Consider the following 16,635-nt stretch of genomic DNA (forward strand, 5'->3'; position numbering starts at 1 on the left):
TAGACCAGGTCGGTACTTTCACTTCACGAACGCCATAAGGAGCAGAAACGTCCGACACAATCACATCAAAGGTTCCTGTGTTAGGATTCTTGTTTTGAACTGTGATTTTTCCTTTTATTGGCTGATTTGCAGCACGATTGCTTGGAGTTGCCTTATTCGTAAAACGTCCAGTATAATCCACACTTTGGTCAAAAACATGACGACCAAGTAGTAGTTCAGCTTGCGAAGTAAACTGCCAAGCACCTGCTTCACTATTATATTTCAGTGTTTTCGCATCATCTGCACTTAATTTTGAAGTTGGATATTGCGCTACCCAGAAATTCTCCAAGCCAAATTGCTCTGTTTGGATTGGTCCTTTCGTTCTGAGATTATTTCGATCAAGCCAACTTGCACTTGTATAGTACATCAAATTTGAAAAGCCCATACGCCGCATTTCATCTGCCCAAGCTTGAGTAGTTGCATTGATATTCGGACGCATATCAGAATCTTCAATATCATTTACCATAACAGTTGAGGAAGGAAGGTTCAATCGCCTTGCTTCCTCTGCAAAATAGCGCGCTTCTGCTCTTGCTTCTGCTTCATTAGTATAATGAGAAAAAGCATAAGCCGACACTTGCATACCTGCCGCTTGTGCATTCTGTGTTTGAGAAACCGCATAAGGATTTTTATAACTCGTTCCTTCTGTTAATTTGACAACAACCCCATTTACCCCTTTTTCAGCTAAATGTTGATAATCCTCTTTGCTGATATGCCCATTATGACTGCTGACATCTACAAAAGTTGATTTTTTTACTTGCGCATCAGGATTACTTCTGGCTGTTGCTTGATTATTCTGCGCAGCAAAAAAAGTTGACTTGTTGTCTTTTTTAGTCTCAGTTGTAGTTGTCGAATTTTCTTTTACAACTGATTGTTCTTCTGAAACTTTAGCCTCAGTTGAAGCAGTAGTTGCTTCGATTTTAGATGAAGAAGATGAAGTTGTTTGATTTATTGGAGCAGTTTGAGTTACTTCTTTTGTTTGGAGTTCAGCTAAAGAATGAGTTTCTTGTTTATTGAGTTCTACTGTCGGCTGTGGCGTAGAAGTTTTTACAGGTTCATCAGCAAAAATTTGCTGTGAACTAGCTGCAATTAAAATAGCTGTGCTTGCTAAATAAAATAAACTTTTCTTTTTCATTTTATTTCTCCATTTTAAAATAAGCCTACCATAAAATATGGCAAGCTAACTATTTCTTTTAAGAAATTATTTTACAAAGTCCAACAATGCAAGGAAACTTTCTGCTTCAAGTGATGCTCCACCAACAAGGGCACCGTCAACATCTGGACATGCCATGTATTCAGCTACATTGTTCGGTTTTACTGAGCCGCCGTATTGTACACGTACTTTGTCAGCCACTTCTTGACCAAAGTCAGCTGCTACAACATCACGAACTGCTTTACACATTTTTTGAGCATCGTCTTGAGTAGCTGATTTACCAGTACCGATAGCCCAGATTGGTTCGTAAGCAATGACAAGAGAAGACACTTGTTCTGCTGTCAATCCTTTAAGGGCTGCAGATACTTGAGCACCTACAAATTCCACTGCTTTACCAGCTTCGTAAGTTTCAAGAGATTCACCACAGCAGATGATTGGAAGAAGACCGTTGCGGAAGATAGCATGAGCTTTCTTGTTGATATCTTCGTCTGTTTCATGGAAATAGTCACGACGTTCTGAGTGACCAATTACAACATAATCAAGACCCATTTCAGAAAGAACTTTGGGACTATTTTCACCAGTAAATGCACCAGCGTCTTCAAAATAAGTATTTTGTGCAGCAACTTTAAGATTTGAACCTTTTGCTGCAGCAAGAACTGTCGTCAAATCAAGCGCAGGAGCTGCGATACCTGCTTCAACAAGATCAGATGAAGGAAGTTTACTTGCAACTGCTTCTACAAAAGCTTTAGCTTCTTCTGGATTTTTGTTCATTTTCCAGTTACCAGCAATAAATGGTTTACGTGACATTTCACATACCTCTTCTTTTTTTATTTACATCTATTATTTTACCATAATTTAATAGAGAAATAAAGACTGAGTCGAATGAAATCATAAAAAAGAAAGCCCCGCAACAGCGGAGCTCATTTGTCTGACTTTAATTGTTCATCTGGGAACTTAATTGAATTAAGCTTCGATTTCTGTAACCATACCTGAACCTACAGTACGTCCACCTTCACGGATAGAGAATGTAGTTCCTTGTTCTACGGCAATTGGGTGGATCAATTCAACGTCGATTGTTACGTTATCACCAGGCATTACCATTTCAGTACCTGCAGGAAGTTCGATTGAACCTGTAACGTCTGTAGTACGGAAGTAGAATTGAGGACGGTAGTTGTTGAAGAATGGAGTATGACGTCCACCTTCTTCTTTAGTAAGGATGTAAACTTCACCTTTGAATTTAGTGTGTGGATGAATTGAACCTGGTTTAGCAAGAACTTGTCCACGTTCGATTTCGTCACGTTGGATACCACGAAGAAGAACCCCTACGTTATCTCCAGCAAGACCTTCGTCCAATTGTTTACGGAACATTTCAACACCAGTAACAACTGCTTTTTGGATTTCGTCACGGATACCAACGATTTCAACTTCGTCGTTGACTTTAACAGTACCACGGTCGATACGTCCTGAAGCAACAGTACCACGTCCAGTAATTGAGAATACATCTTCAACTGGAAGAAGCAATGGTTTGTCAGTGTCACGTTCTGGTTCTGGAATGTATTCATCAACAGTATCCATCAATTCCATGATGATGTCTTCATATTTTTCATCACCTTCAAGAGCTTTAAGAGCTGAACCTTGGATAACTGGGATTTCATCACCTGGGAAATCGTATTCTGAAAGAAGGTCACGGATTTCCATTTCAACCAATTCAAGTAATTCTTCATCGTCAACCAAGTCAACTTTGTTCATGAAGACGATAAGGTATTTAACACCTACTTGGCGTGAAAGAAGGATGTGTTCACGAGTTTGAGGCATTGGTCCATCAGTTGAAGCTACTACAAGAATAGCTCCATCCATTTGAGCAGCACCAGTAATCATGTTTTTAACGTAGTCCGCGTGTCCTGGAGCATCGATGTGAGCATAGTGACGTTTAGCAGTTTCATACTCAACGTGTGCAGTATTGATAGTGATTCCGCGTTCGCGTTCTTCTGGAGCAGCATCAATAGATGAATAATCTTTTGGTTGGTTAACTGAACTTGGAAGACGACGTGCAAGTACAGTCGTGATAGCTGCAGTTAGGGTAGTTTTACCATGGTCAACGTGTCCGATTGTACCGATATTAACGTGTGGTTTACTACGATCGTATTTTTCTTTTGCCATTTGAGTAAAAGCCTCCAATAAAATATATTTTATAGATAGACAGTAGGCAATACAGTCTAACTTTCCTTACTATTTTATCAAATTTTCTTCAAATTGCAAGCATTTTACGCCTTTTTTATCAATTTATTCTTTGTCCAACTTGTAGTATGGTTGATTTGGTATAGAAGCTCCAATGCTTGATGCATAAATCCACTCCTTACCTTCCAACTGTGCAAAATTTTCAGCTTTTCCTGTTAGGATAACGCCTGAGAATTCTAATTTTTCTAGGTCTTCTTTCTTAGACAAGTCTAGCTTACCAAATTTTTTCAAGTAGGTTTTAATGTCATCTGACGGAGTTACATTATTATAGCTACTTTTTCCAAATCCACTTTTAATATATTTCTTCAGATTAGCCAAGAATCCATCTACATCTTTCATTTGGGCAAGTCTGTTACTCAGTCTCTCTCCTTCTTTGAGGTTTTTAATAGCTTCTTCTGCTTCCTTTTTGTGAACATATTCTTTTTGCGTTAGATAATCTGGACTCGTACCATATAGATTGCTTGGTTGCCACCAGCTTGGATCGCTTGTTGAATTTGTACCAATCCAATACCAATTGGTCTTGAGGTTCTTAGGTATCATTGCTCGAATTTCTTTTAAACTATATGGTTTATCAAAGGTCAGAGCCACTTCTACTAATTGATTTTGCATATCTTTTACGTAAGGAAGCTCTTTAGTTGGTTCATGGACAGATTCTCCTTTCTCCTCTTTCACATTTTTATTGTAGAATTGTGGCACTTTTTGGTTACTTTCTATTTGAATAGTTGCCCCAGATTCTGTATATCTGCCAGAATTTGCATGAAAAAGAGTTCCTCGATTGATATTAAAAATTACAAAATCTGTCTTGTATTCACCATAGTCTAGCGGAATCCCATAAATATCTTTAGCTTGTCTACCTTTAATACCACCGTGAAACATATCTCCACCATTAGCAGACCAGGTATACGTTTCAATATTAGGAAAGGCGACGCTTTCAACTAGCTGTACCTCATTGACCACCTTCCAAGCTTGGTCGCTGATGAGTTTTCCTGTAATCATACGAGCAGCAATATATATTCCAAAAAATACTACCACTACTGTTGTTGACCAGAGGATAATCCGCTTGGTATTTCGCTTTTTGTTTTTCTTTGCAACGATTTCAAATGTTTCCATGATGATATCCTTTCTTTTCCAAAATCTGTCGAAGTTTCTTTCGACTGCGCATGAGCTGAACTTTGACTTTGCTCTTAGAATAATGGAGTACTTCTGCTATTTCGCCTATTGAGAATCCTTGAAAATAATAAAGATCCAACATGATTTTATCCTGTGTGGGCAACTTTTCTACTTCCTCCATGAGAAAGTCATAATCTGTTTCTTCAACAATCAATTGATTTTCCTTTGTAAAAAAATCTCGTCGCAGGATTTCCATATAATGCTTATCACGCCGGTATTTGTCAATATAGCGGCGAATAGACACACTATACATCCAAGCTCGCATTTTTTGAGCAGGGATGACAAAATCAGACTCTAGCATTTTGATAAAAACATCCTGAACAACATCTTCTGCTTGCTCTTTTGGAACGCCTGAGCCTTGCAGATAATAGACGATTTCTTTTGCAAAGGTAATCAAGACTTTTTCATAATCATCTAGTTTGATATCCTCATCCCCCTTCCTTCACTAGTATAACGAATTGGAAGCGTTTTGGGTTACAAAGATATAAAAAAATCGGAAATAATCCGATTTTTTATTCTTCATCAGCCTGAGTTTCTCAGTCCTGTCGCAATTCCATTGATTGTGACGTGAATCAACCTTTCTTCGTCAGGAGATAACTCCCCACGGCGTTGGCGTTTGATGAGTTCCAGCTGAATATAATTCAAGATATTAAAATAACGCATGCGGTAGTCTAAACTGTCTCGCAAGTAGGGATTTTCCTCTAACAGGTCATCATAATCTTCAATAGCAAGAATAACATTCTTGGTTAATTGCCACTCATCCAAAATTGTATAATAAATTTCTTGTACTTCTTTATCTTCACACAATTGAGCATATTCAAAGGCGATATTCATATTCGACTTTGATAACACCATGTCTACATTGGACAAAAGCGATTGGAAGAAAGGCCAATTTTTATACATCTTTCTCAAGAAAGCTAGATTTTCTTCTGGATTTTCATCAATAAATTCTTTAAAGCTGGATCCAACACCATACCAACCAGGGAACATCACCCGACTTTGCGACCATGAAAAGACCCACGGAATGGCACGCAAGCCACCGATTTCGGTAATTGTTTTACGCGCAGCCGGTCGCGAACCAATATTAAAGCTGGAAATAGCTTTGATTGGGCTTGATTCAAAGAAATAATCATAAAAATGCTCATTGCCAAAAACCAAATCACGATAAATTTGATAGCTTCGTTCTACTACCTGATCCATAATATGCTCATAGCGGTTAGATGTGCTAGTATCGCTCTTTTTCTTGGTAATCATACGGTTAATCGTTGCCGACACCAACATTTCTAAATTGTAGTACGCAGCGTCTTTATTTCCGTATTTATTGCCAATAACTTCTCCTTGCTCTGTCAGGCGAATTCGGTCATTGATACTGCGGAGAGGCTGAGAGGTAATGGCTTCATAAGTAGGTCCGCCACCACGACCAACCGTTCCACCACGACCGTGGAAAAAGGTGATTTTTATACCAAATTCATCTCCAATAGCTGTCAGTTGCTGTTGCGCTTTATAGAGAGTCCAGCAGGATGATAAGTAACCACCGTCTTTATTGCTGTCTGAATAGCCCAGCATGATTTCTTGATAGTTGTTATTAGAGGCAATCCATTTCTGAGCGATTGGAAGAGATAAGTATTTCTTCATCGTGTCATAGGAATTATCCAAGTCTTCAATGGTTTCAAAGAGCGGCACAATCTGTACACGCGCAAATTCTTTGTCAATGAGACCAACTTCCTTGTGCATAACAGCCAACTCTAAAAGGTCAGACACGCTCGTAGCATGAGAAATAATGGTTTGCTTAATAACCGCATCTCCTAGCTTGTCTTTCAACTCACGCGCCGTTTGAAAAATCTCTAATTCTTTTTGCAAAAGTGCAGATTTTTTAGCATGTGTAGCAGAAAGAATCCGCGGATCATAGAGAAGTTCATTTAGCAGAACGTGACATTTTTCGTCTTCAGAAAGCTCGCTATAATGCTCCACAATTCCTGCGCTCGCTAATAACTCCGCAACGCAGACTTCATGAACACTGGAATCTTGACGCATATCAATGGAAGCAAGGTAAAAACCGAATACTTCTACTGCTTGAAGCAACTCAGTAAACTCACCAGAAATCATTGCTTCGCCTTTATTTTCAAGAAGAGACTGCTTGATAGCTAGTAAATCATGTTTAAATTCTTCAATTTTGTGGTAATGTGTCTCGGTTTTTATCTGATCAATAAAGTAAGTCTTTGTATTTTTTAGTTTTGTTTGAATATAGTAGAAGGCTCGACGATACAATTCTTTTTCGCGGTAAATAGAATTATCTTCTGACAGATAAGCCATTTCCTGCACCGCTTCACTTACTTTTACGATACCTGTTGACAAAGAAAATTCACGGTACAAATTAGCAACTTTCGTATCGTAATAGTTCATAATCACTTCACATTGTGTCAAAGCGGATTTTTTCAATGTGTCAGCTGTAACATAAGGATTTCCATCTCGGTCACCACCAATCCACATTCCCATCGTAATAGGGGTAGAATTTTTCAGGTCAATCCCGTGCTGTTTGGCTAAGCGCTTGTATTCTTCTGTTAAATTAGTCACCGCCTGCAAGAAAGAGCTATTGTAGTATTCCATCACATTAGTGATTTCATTGGTCACTTTTAATTTCTTCTCACGAATCATATCTGTCCGCATGATAATTTCAATATATCGGCGAAGATTATTGTGCCATTTTTGCTCATTGAGCAAGCCCATTCGCACATCGCGGTATTTACGCAACAAGACATGAATATGATTGGTCAAATCCAACATAGTCGTTCGTTGCACTTGAGTTGGGTGAGCTGTTAAAACAGGAACCACATTCAAATGCTCCAAAATTTCAGCAGCGTTTTCCTTTTCAGAAACCAAATCAATCGTTGTGGATAATTTCCCAAGATAATCTTGCCCCACATTATTTTGATAGTTAATCTCAAAAGCCAAATCCACATCTTCTGAAATATTGATTAAAAGAGGCAGTATTGAAAAATAACGAGAAATATAGGACATTTCCTTGTTCGATAGACTTTGAACAATCTCATTTAACCCTTCATAATTTCCAGCTGCTGCTAATTCTTTTAAAGCAATGATTTTTTCAAAGGTTTCAGGACTCAGCATATTTTTTGTAACTTCTTCTAATAAGTCCGTCAGAATCGTAACTTCTTCTTTGATAACTTCTTTATTGTTGTAATTTTCTAATTTTTGAAGTGACATAATCTACACCTTTCAATAAGCTTTTGCTCAATCTAACGTTAGCGAATAATTCTTAAACCGTGATTGGTTTCTTCGATTTCTCTATACAAACTTTCTCGTTTTTCATTGGCATCAATGTTTAAAACAAAAGCAATCGCTACGGATAATACTAACAAACTATTTCCACCTTGTGACAAGAATGGGAAGGTGACACCCGTCGAAGGAATCAAACCGGAAATTCCTCCAATATTGACAAACGTTTGTGTCAGTAACATTCCACCAACACCAAGAGCCATCATAGAATTAAATGGATCTTTCGCTCGAATTCCCACAAGGATAATCCGCAAAATAAGGAAAAACAAGAGGGCTAAAATCAAGCTGGCACCGATAAATCCAAATTCTTCAATAACAATGGAAAAGACAAAGTCTGTCTGTGCTTCTGGTAAATAACCACGTTTTTCGATAGAATTTCCTAATCCTAAGCCAAACCAACCGCCATTGCTCATGGCATAATAGGAATTAGCTAGCTGGTGACCTGCGCCTGATAAATCTTTAAAAGGATTAAAAAAGGCACTAAATCGTTTTGCTACATAGCCAAACACAGGAACCTTAGCAACTTTTTCCACACCAATCAACCAGATGCCTGCTAAAACCGCTGTGGAAAGAGTGACAAATATCCCAAGAAGAGTTGAAAACCAGCGATAACCGATCCCACTAACCGTTACCATGATTAAGGTCGTCAGCAAAAGAATGGTCGCATTCCCCAAGTCAGGCAGCGCTGCTACGATTCCAATTAACACAACGACTAGGATTCGCCAGTCGTTCAGTGCGCGTGGAATCAGTTGATTTCGTGTTAAAGCCTGATAGTCATACGTTGCGATTTCATCTTGCTGATGAGAAAACCGCTGTGCTAAAAACCAAATCAGAATAATTTTTAAATACTCAGCCGGCTGGAGACTAATCGGACCAAATCGTAACCAACCATGTGCACCATTGATTCGGGCACCAAGGAAGCGAGATAAAATTAAAAGCAAGATTTCCACAAAAATAACAATGACAATCAGTCGATTGTCTTTTAAGAAATCTAACTTTATTTTGTAAATTAAAGCAATGGCAAGTAAGCTGATTACCCAGAAAATTCCTTGATTTAAAACAGATCTGAGCGAATTTGCTCCTACCTGTACTAAAGTGGCACTTGACGTTGAATAAACAACTATCAATCCCAAAATAGATAAAACCAAATAAGGAATCAAAATGGAATAATTAAGCAGGTGGCGTTTATCAATTTTCATAGTTCACCTAATATTATTAAATTTTCACCGAACATTATACCACTTTTCAGGGTAAAAAAAAAGTATTTGACGAACGGTATTTTTTAAATCCTTGCAGTATCTAGACTAAACTTTAACTAAAAAAAAGAACAATAAGCTGAGTCCATGAATAGGATTTATAAGCATTCTTCACCATTATGTCCAATAAACCGCTTTCTTTAATATTTCAATTTGATGACAAATACTTATTTTCTACTAGTTTATTTTGCTTTTTATCTGACTTTACGTTAAAATGAAATTATATGAGAAAGAGGATTAAACCGCTTGTTGTCTTTGTTTTCTTTGTTAGCTTCATTGTGATTATTTTAGGAGCGAAGCATTATTCAGAAAACAAGGAAACTAAACAGCAAAAGGACGCTATTACACAAACATCAGCTACTTCTCAGTCAACTGATACTTCAGATTCCGATGAAGCAGACAAAGCCTATAAACCAATCATTGACTTGTCCGGCTGGCAATTGCCAAGTGATATTAACTATGACGTACTAGCAAAAAATGTTTCTGGCGCCATTATACGCGTGCATAGCGGAGCACAAGCAAAAAAAGAAAATGCAGCTACACACTTAAACGGAATTGATAAATCCTATCAACGCCACATAGAAGAATTTCAAAAACGAAATATTCCTGTCGCTGTCTATGCTTATGTGGCTGGTAGCAACAAGAAAGAAATGCAAAAAGCTGCCGAAAGTTTTTATAAAGCTGCTTCAAAATACAAACCGACCTACTACTGGCTAGATGTTGAAGAAAAAACTATGGAGAACATGAATGCTGGTGTTGAAGCTTTTCGCGCTAAGTTATCATCATTGGGTGCTAAGAACATCGGGATTTATGTCGGAACCTATTTCCTTGAAGAACACAGTATCTCAACTAAGAAATTCACAGCTATTTGGATTCCAACTTACGGCTATAATGACGGTTATTACAACACTGCCCCTAAGACAGACTTAAAATACGATTTACATCAATACACATCACAAGGCTCAATTGGTGGTTTTGCACATGATGTCGATCTTAATCAGCTATCTCCTTTAAAAAATCAGACAAAAACATTTAAAAAATTATTTGGTAATGGAAAATAATAACTCTGTAATAGTTTGAATCGAAAACTTTGCAGAGTTTTTCTTTTCTTCTCGTCTAGTTATCACTACTTTCTTGTTTCTAAATATGTTATAATGACTAACAAAGAAAAGTTTAGGGAGTAATGAATGATTTCTTGGTTAATCAGAATTGTTAAGGGAATTGTCATCGCGCTAGGATTTATTCTCCCTGGGGTATCTGGTGGAGTTTTAGCCACTATTTTGGGGATTTACGAGCGGATGATTTATTTTTTAGCGCATATAAAAGAGAATTTTCGTGAAAATGTACTTTATTTTTTACCTGTTGGTATTGGAATGGTTTTAGGGATTGCACTATTTTCCCTGCCAGTTGAATATCTCTTAGAGCATTATAAAATCATTGTTTTATGGGGATTTGCAGGAGCGATTATCGGTACGATTCCAAGCTTGCTAAAGGAATCTACCAGAGAATCTGATCGCGACCGAACTGATGTTATTTGGTTCGTAGCCACTTTTTTCATCTCTGGGATTTGCCTTTATTTCCTCAATAGTTTAGTCGGAACGTTACCTGCAAATTTCTTGACTTTTATTTTAGCTGGTTCCCTTATCACACTGGGAATTCTCGTTCCAGGTTTAAGTCCTTCAAATTTGCTCTTGATTTTGGGACTGTATTCCCCGATGCTAATCGGTTTTAAATCTTTAGATATTTTGGGAACCTTTTTACCAATCGGAATTGGCGGTCTCCTCGCACTTGTGATTTTTTCAAAATCCATGAATTATGCTTTGGAAAATTATCATTCTCAAGTGTACCATTTTATCATTGGGATTGTCTTATCTAGTACTGTTCTCATCTTGGTACCAAACCCTGGGAATAGCGAAAGTATTCATTATGCTAATACTTCTATCATCACCTTCGTTACTGCTGCGTTCTTCTTTGGATTAGGAACTTGGCTGGGCGCTTGGATGAGCCAATTGGAGGAAAAGTATAAATAATGGCTAAAAAAACAAAAATTAAGAAAACTCTTGTAGAACAAATTTTGACAAAAGCAAAAATCCCTCACAAAGGGCTCCAAATCAATGCTTTAGAAGGACAATTGCCTGAAGGAATAGAGCGCTCACAGATTTACAAAACATTGGCTCTAACAGGCGATAAAACAGGGACAATTATTGGGATTTTGCCCATAACAGAACATCTAGCTGAAAAAAAGCTGGCCAAAATATCTGGTAACAAAAAAGTAAGCATGATTTCGCAAAAAGATTTAGACAAGACAACTGGCTACATTCACGGAGCAAATAATCCTGTCGGCATTCGTCAAAAACACCACTTTCCTATTTACATTGACAATTCGGCTTTAACAGACGAAACTATTATCGTATCGGCTGGAGAATTAGGACACAGTATTGAAATTAACGCAGAGGATTTAGCTCATTTTGTCGAGGCGACCTTTGCAGATTTAAAAGAGGATTCAAAATAGAAAGGAAACTGTATGAAACTCTACTTCATTCGACACGGAAAAACTCAATGGAATTTAGAAGGACGCTTTCAAGGAGCCAATGGTGATTCACCGCTGCTTGAGACTTCTATTGAAGAATTGCACTTGCTTGGAAAACACATGGCTCACATTAAATTTGACAAGATTTTTTCAAGTGATTTACCACGCGCAATGGCAACTGCACAGATTATCAATAGTGAAAATCATTTTTCACAAGTCGTTGAGCCACATGCCGAGCTACGTGAATGGCAACTAGGATCCCTAGAAGGACAAAAAGTTTCTACGATTACGGCTATCTATCCTCACCAAATGGAAGCTTTCCGTCACAATCTAGCGAAATTTAACAACTCTATTTTTGGTGCAGAATCAGTCTACAATACTACACGACGTACAATAGACTTCATTAAATCACAAAAAGGGCAATCTTATAAAAATCTTCTTTTTGTTGGTCATGGAGCGAATTTAACTGCTTCTTTACGTTTATTACTAGGTTATGACTTTGCTCAACTTCGCCAGCAGGGTGGTCTTACAAATGGAAGTGTCACCATTCTTGAAACGCAAGATTTTGAGCATTTTACACTTCTTGATTGGAACAATGTTGATCACTTAAAAACAATTGAAACCGTGAGCGTATAAAATCACGGTTTTTCTTTATTTATAGATGAATTTCTGCCTTATTTATGATAGAATGAGGAAGGTAAACTTTAGGAGGAAGAATATGACTACTGAACATATTGAAGAATTAAATGACCAGCAGCTGATTCGTCGTGAAAAAATGGCTGCTTTAGCAGAACAAGGCATTGACCCATTTGGTAAACGTTTTGAACGTACTGCAGATTCTGCCCAATTAAAAGAAAAATATAGTGATAAAACAAAAGAAGAGCTACATGAATTAGCGGAAACTGCTACCATTGCGGGACGACTTATGACCAAGCGCGGGAAAGGCAAAGTCGGTTTTGCTCATATCCAAGACCGTGAAGGTCAAATTCAAATCTATGTTAGAAAAGATACTGTTGGTGAAGAAAATTATCAAATTTTTAAAAAAGCGGATATTGGCGACTTCCTTGGTATCGAAGGTGAGATCATGCGCACAGATATGGGAGAACTTTCGATTAAAGCAACTCACATTACACATCTCTCTAAAGCACTTCGTCCATTGCCTGAAAAATTCCATGGACTAACAGATGTTGAAACGATTTATCGTAAACGTTATTTGGATTTGATTTCCAATCGGGAAAGCTTTGAACGCTTCGTAACTCGCAGTCGTATCGTTTCAGAAATTCGCCGTTATCTTGATAACCAAGGCTTCCTTGAAGTTGAAACACCCGTTTTACATAATGAAGCTGGTGGTGCTGCTGCTCGTCCATTTATTACTCATCACAATGCACAAAATATTGATATGGTACTTCGTATCGCAACTGAATTGCACTTAAAACGTCTGATTGTTGGTGGTATGGAACGTGTTTATGAAATGGGACGCATTTTCCGTAACGAAGGAATGGATGCCACTCACAATCCTGAATTCACTACGATTGAAGCTTATCAAGCTTATGCAGACTTTGGAGATATCATGGACTTGACAGAAGGAATTATCCAAAGTGCAGCGAAAGCTGTCACAGATGCTGAAAGTGTCCCTTATCAAGGTACTGAAATCTTTATCGGTCGCAAATTTGCACGTAAACACATGCTAGAAGCCATTAAAGAACAAACTGGCATTGATTTCTGGAAAGATATGACTCTCGAAGAAGCGACTGCACTGGCTAAAGAACATCATGTAACGGTTGAAAAACACTTTACGGTTGGTCATATTATCAATGCTTTCTTTGAAGACTTTGTTGAAGATACCTTAATTCAGCCTACATTTATCTATGGTCATCCAGTAGAAGTGTCTCCGCTAGCTAAGAAAAATGCAGATGACCCACGCTTTACAGACCGCTTTGAGCTCTTTATCGTTGGACGCGAATTTGCCAACGCCTTTACAGAGTTGAACGACCCAATTGACCAATTATCGCGTTTTGAAGCGCAAGCCAAAGCTAAGGAACTCGGAGATGACGAAGCAACTGGCATTGACTACGATTACGTAGAAGCTCTTGAATACGGCATGCCGCCAACTGGAGGCCTCGGAATTGGAATTGACCGCTTAATTATGCTGTTGACAGATGTCACTTCTATTCGTGACGTATTGCTTTTCCCAACGATGAAGTAAACAATTTCTTATCAAATGAATACTGAGATAACAAAAATGACCTTGTCCCTCGTTCAAGAGGGACAAGGTCATTTTTTAACTCTATCATAATTGAATTTTTTCGTTCAAAATTCTACTATAATCAAGAATTATTTCTTTTGCTCCATCATACGGCAAGTCATACACTACATTTGGCATATCTGCACGGGTTTAACAAGTAATCTACCATCATGTATTCCGCCAATAATTTTTCCATTATAATAGATAATAAATTCTCCCATCATAGCTCTATAACTAATATTATTTAAGGGAACTATATACCAGTTTACACTAGACACAATATATAGTACTTACGAGAATATCAAAAAAGGCGACTTCCAAGCGGAAATCGTCTTTTAGTTTATCTCAATCCATCTGGATGTTCGGTCATGTATTCTGCTAACCATTCCATACCATAGGCTATCTCAAATACTTCCAATATCAATGAAAGGTCTGGTTGAAAACCATATTCTTTGAGCTTGTTGGTAACATCTTTTATGGAACGGATTTTGATTAACTTAATAATATCTCCTGCATCTTGTCTATCCCTATCTCGTCCGCTTTCTAGCTTCATACCAAGAATGTAGGATAATGGTGGTACAAAAACAGTCAAATTTGAATAGCTAAATGCCTTCTCACAGATTGACCGCGGTGGTACTCTATTCATATTAGCAACGTTATTATTCAACCATAATTCTTCAGGTTCGTTCACACCAAAATCATCGCCAACTTTCTCAATAATGCTTCTGATTTTAGCATCTTCTTGATAAAAAGCATCAACATCTTTTGTTCCTCGAAGGTTGTAGTATTCGAGGACAAAGCCACCAACACAGATAATCTCGAGGCTGATATTTTCCTTAGCTAATTCTGTATTGAAAGCTTCAAATAAAACTTTCTTATCCATAGTTACCCTCTCTAAAGAGTTTCAAAATATCTTTTGGCTTACTTTTACGGTTCGCCTGCAAAACGTGTTCTCTTGTGTGTGTACCTTCTGTTAAAGCATCTTGAAGGGTTATTTTTTGGAAAGGTGTTAAGGTAGGATTTTTCAACAATTGCTCTACATCATCAGTAGTTAGTTTAGTCTCCTCATCTTTAATGACCTTATAAAGATAGCGAAACCACAAATCACCGTTACTTCCAGCATGTTCACTAGCTCTCACCATGTAATCGTACCATGTTGTCATTATTATTCCCCCTCATCTTTTCTAAGGTTATAGTGCATCGCTATCCAAAGTTTTTTGTCAAAATCCGATAACTCTTTTTTCTTCTGATAAATGCAATCGTTCAAATCAGGAAATTTGAGACTGTATTTTTTCTCAAAAAAGTTCTGAAACTCCTCTTTACTTTCTGCAATATCAACCAAAGCTTCTAACTCTGCCATTTGTTTGGCAATAGCCTTTCTGTCAATTTTCTTTTGACTATCTCCAAGTACATCATAAACACAACGTTTTGTCAGTTGAGTATAAAAAGAGCGATGTTTAGTAACAAAATCAAAGGAATAGGTCTTATCCCAGAGTTTGGTGTATTTATTGTAAAAACCATCTGAAAGACTGACCTGATAACCAATCAGCTTACTATCAACTCTACGAGCGATAGACCTTTCCAATTCAAAATGTAGGTCATGTAATGTATTAGTAGCCATAAATCAGCTCCCTGTATTTAGTTCGGACACAGGCATTTGAAATCAGGAGATTAAAACGCTCACTATCCGAATAGTTACGAGTATTATAACGAAAAACAAATTCATCTACATAGTCTTGAAGATATTTCTTAGACCACGAATGGTAAATTCCTAATACTCCACGTTTCAATCCAGCCCAAAAGCCTTCAATCGTGTTGGTATAAACATCACCTTGCACATACTCACTAATTCCATGATTAACAAAGTCATGATTATACATCTTAGCCACTTTATTATAACCCAGCCATTCATCTGTGTAAAGTCGAGCTGTTTCCTTTACATATTTGACAATCTGTTCAGTCAATGTTTTCGTCTTTGTATCTGGTACATGATGAGCATTAACTTTACCTTGACGTTGTACCATGCCTACTACAGCAGATTTGTCTTTCAATAAACGCCCTTGAGCATTTTTGACTTTTTTGGAGTTATGACGATTCTTATTTTTACCACCTATGTAGGTTTCATCAACTTCCACAACATCATCAAGACTATTGTTGTTTTCAGAACTAAAACACTTACGGATACGTTGCAGCATGAACCAAGCTGTTTTTTGCGTAACACCAATATCTTTTGATAATTGCACAGATGAGATTCCTTTTTTGTGAGAAGTCACAAGCCAAATTGCCATAAACCATTTACGAAGTTCAATTTTAGTATTGTCAAAAAGAGTACCAGTCTTGACATTGAAGTATTTTCCAGTATTTTTGCAACGGTATTTGTTACCTTTGCATTTGTAGACCTTTGAGGTAGCATCAAAAGGGCTGATAATCATATCGCCCCAAATCATATTTTCTAAATGGTCAATACATGACTGTTCGTCTGGAAAAGCAGATTGTAAATCAAATAATGACTTAAACTCAAACTTCATAACTGGTACTCCTTACTTCTTGATTATATTATATCGAAAACAAGAATGATTGTCAATAAAAATGTAAACTTCTACTATGCAAAAAAGCCAAAATTTTGATATAATAGAAGTATCAAAAATAAAGGAAATTAAGTATTATGAACGCAATCACAGCTCACAGCTCACAGCTCACAGCTCACAGCTCA

16 protein-coding genes and 1 pseudogene are annotated in these 16,635 nt (G+C 37.5%); 5 read left to right on the forward strand and 12 right to left on the reverse strand.

The annotated features are described in order from the left end of the window. From HMPREF2876_RS04160 to ftsW, 7 genes are all read right to left on the reverse strand, one after another. Positions 1 to 1,171: GH25 family lysozyme (locus HMPREF2876_RS04160; RefSeq protein WP_261674196.1), on the reverse strand; the 1,171-nt coding region annotated here is incomplete at its 3' end. A gap of 66 nt (positions 1,172 to 1,237) precedes the next feature. After that, on the reverse strand, positions 1,238 to 1,996 hold the full coding sequence (tpiA, locus tag HMPREF2876_RS04165) for a triose-phosphate isomerase (RefSeq protein WP_003023935.1): 759 nt from the start codon (positions 1,994 to 1,996) through the stop codon (positions 1,238 to 1,240). A 156-nt stretch (positions 1,997 to 2,152) separates the two neighbouring features. Beyond that, positions 2,153 to 3,349 (reverse strand): elongation factor Tu, encoded by a 1,197-nt coding sequence (tuf, locus tag HMPREF2876_RS04170; RefSeq protein ID WP_003023932.1) that lies wholly within the window; start codon positions 3,347 to 3,349, stop codon positions 2,153 to 2,155. 123 nt (positions 3,350 to 3,472) lie between these two features. After that, positions 3,473 to 4,537 carry an anti sigma factor C-terminal domain-containing protein gene (locus tag HMPREF2876_RS04175; protein WP_070584251.1) on the reverse strand — a complete coding sequence of 355 codons (1,065 nt, stop codon included), beginning with the start codon at positions 4,535 to 4,537 and terminating at the stop codon, positions 3,473 to 3,475. Continuing rightward, a complete protein-coding gene (locus tag HMPREF2876_RS04180) occupies positions 4,524 to 4,994 on the reverse strand; it encodes an RNA polymerase sigma factor (protein ID WP_024053049.1) in 471 nt (156 codons plus the stop codon). Before HMPREF2876_RS04180 ends, HMPREF2876_RS04175 begins: the two co-directional genes overlap by 14 nt. Positions 4,995 to 5,119: 125 nt before the next feature. Continuing rightward, complete coding sequence (gene ppc, locus HMPREF2876_RS04185) at positions 5,120 to 7,819, reverse strand: phosphoenolpyruvate carboxylase (protein ID WP_070584253.1); 2,700 nt, start codon at positions 7,817 to 7,819, stop codon at positions 5,120 to 5,122. 38 nt (positions 7,820 to 7,857) lie between these two features. Continuing rightward, positions 7,858 to 9,090, reverse strand: coding sequence for a cell division peptidoglycan polymerase FtsW (gene ftsW, locus HMPREF2876_RS04190; protein ID WP_070584255.1), 1,233 nt, complete (start codon positions 9,088 to 9,090; stop codon positions 7,858 to 7,860). 281 nt (positions 9,091 to 9,371) lie between these two features. Here ftsW and HMPREF2876_RS04195 point away from each other — a divergent pair, with 281 nt between their 5' ends. The 5 genes from HMPREF2876_RS04195 (at position 9,372) to lysS (ending at position 13,883) form a co-directional block, all read left to right on the forward strand. Continuing rightward, positions 9,372 to 10,208, forward strand: coding sequence for a glycoside hydrolase family 25 protein (locus tag HMPREF2876_RS04195; protein WP_024053046.1), 837 nt, complete (start codon positions 9,372 to 9,374; stop codon positions 10,206 to 10,208). A gap of 126 nt (positions 10,209 to 10,334) precedes the next feature. Beyond that, positions 10,335 to 11,177 (forward strand): DUF368 domain-containing protein, encoded by an 843-nt coding sequence (locus HMPREF2876_RS04200; protein ID WP_070584257.1) that lies wholly within the window; start codon positions 10,335 to 10,337, stop codon positions 11,175 to 11,177. After that, positions 11,177 to 11,659 (forward strand): aminoacyl-tRNA deacylase, encoded by a 483-nt coding sequence (locus tag HMPREF2876_RS04205; protein WP_070584259.1) that lies wholly within the window; start codon positions 11,177 to 11,179, stop codon positions 11,657 to 11,659. Before HMPREF2876_RS04200 ends, HMPREF2876_RS04205 begins: the two co-directional genes overlap by 1 nt. A 12-nt stretch (positions 11,660 to 11,671) precedes the next feature. Beyond that, complete coding sequence (locus tag HMPREF2876_RS04210) at positions 11,672 to 12,313, forward strand: histidine phosphatase family protein (protein ID WP_024053043.1); 642 nt, start codon at positions 11,672 to 11,674, stop codon at positions 12,311 to 12,313. An 82-nt stretch (positions 12,314 to 12,395) separates the two neighbouring features. Next, positions 12,396 to 13,883 carry a lysine--tRNA ligase gene (gene lysS, locus HMPREF2876_RS04215; RefSeq protein ID WP_024053042.1) on the forward strand — a complete coding sequence of 496 codons (1,488 nt, stop codon included), beginning with the start codon at positions 12,396 to 12,398 and terminating at the stop codon, positions 13,881 to 13,883. 123 nt (positions 13,884 to 14,006) lie between these two features. Here the strand turns inward: lysS and HMPREF2876_RS11120 are convergent. The 5 genes and pseudogenes from HMPREF2876_RS11120 to HMPREF2876_RS04235 all read right to left on the reverse strand — a co-directional run. Then, positions 14,007 to 14,146: pseudogene (locus tag HMPREF2876_RS11120) on the reverse strand (competence protein TfoX); the annotation flags it as partial. 116 nt (positions 14,147 to 14,262) lie between these two features. Further along, positions 14,263 to 14,805 carry a DUF6036 family nucleotidyltransferase gene (locus HMPREF2876_RS04220; RefSeq protein WP_024053041.1) on the reverse strand — a complete coding sequence of 181 codons (543 nt, stop codon included), beginning with the start codon at positions 14,803 to 14,805 and terminating at the stop codon, positions 14,263 to 14,265. Beyond that, a complete protein-coding gene (locus tag HMPREF2876_RS04225; protein WP_024053040.1) occupies positions 14,798 to 15,085 on the reverse strand; it encodes a hypothetical protein in 288 nt (95 codons plus the stop codon). Before HMPREF2876_RS04225 ends, HMPREF2876_RS04220 begins: the two co-directional genes overlap by 8 nt. A 2-nt stretch (positions 15,086 to 15,087) precedes the next feature. After that, the gene (locus HMPREF2876_RS04230) at positions 15,088 to 15,543 is read right to left on the reverse strand and encodes a hypothetical protein (protein ID WP_024053039.1); all 456 of its coding nucleotides are present in this window, start codon (positions 15,541 to 15,543) and stop codon (positions 15,088 to 15,090) included. Beyond that, complete coding sequence (locus HMPREF2876_RS04235) at positions 15,533 to 16,450, reverse strand: IS1595 family transposase (protein WP_070584261.1); 918 nt, start codon at positions 16,448 to 16,450, stop codon at positions 15,533 to 15,535. Before HMPREF2876_RS04235 ends, HMPREF2876_RS04230 begins: the two co-directional genes overlap by 11 nt. Between the last annotated feature and the right edge of the window lie 185 nt (positions 16,451 to 16,635).

The organism is Streptococcus sp. HMSC073A12 (assembly GCF_001812815.1).
Taxonomy (GTDB): Bacteria; Bacillota; Bacilli; order Lactobacillales; family Streptococcaceae; genus Streptococcus; species Streptococcus vaginalis.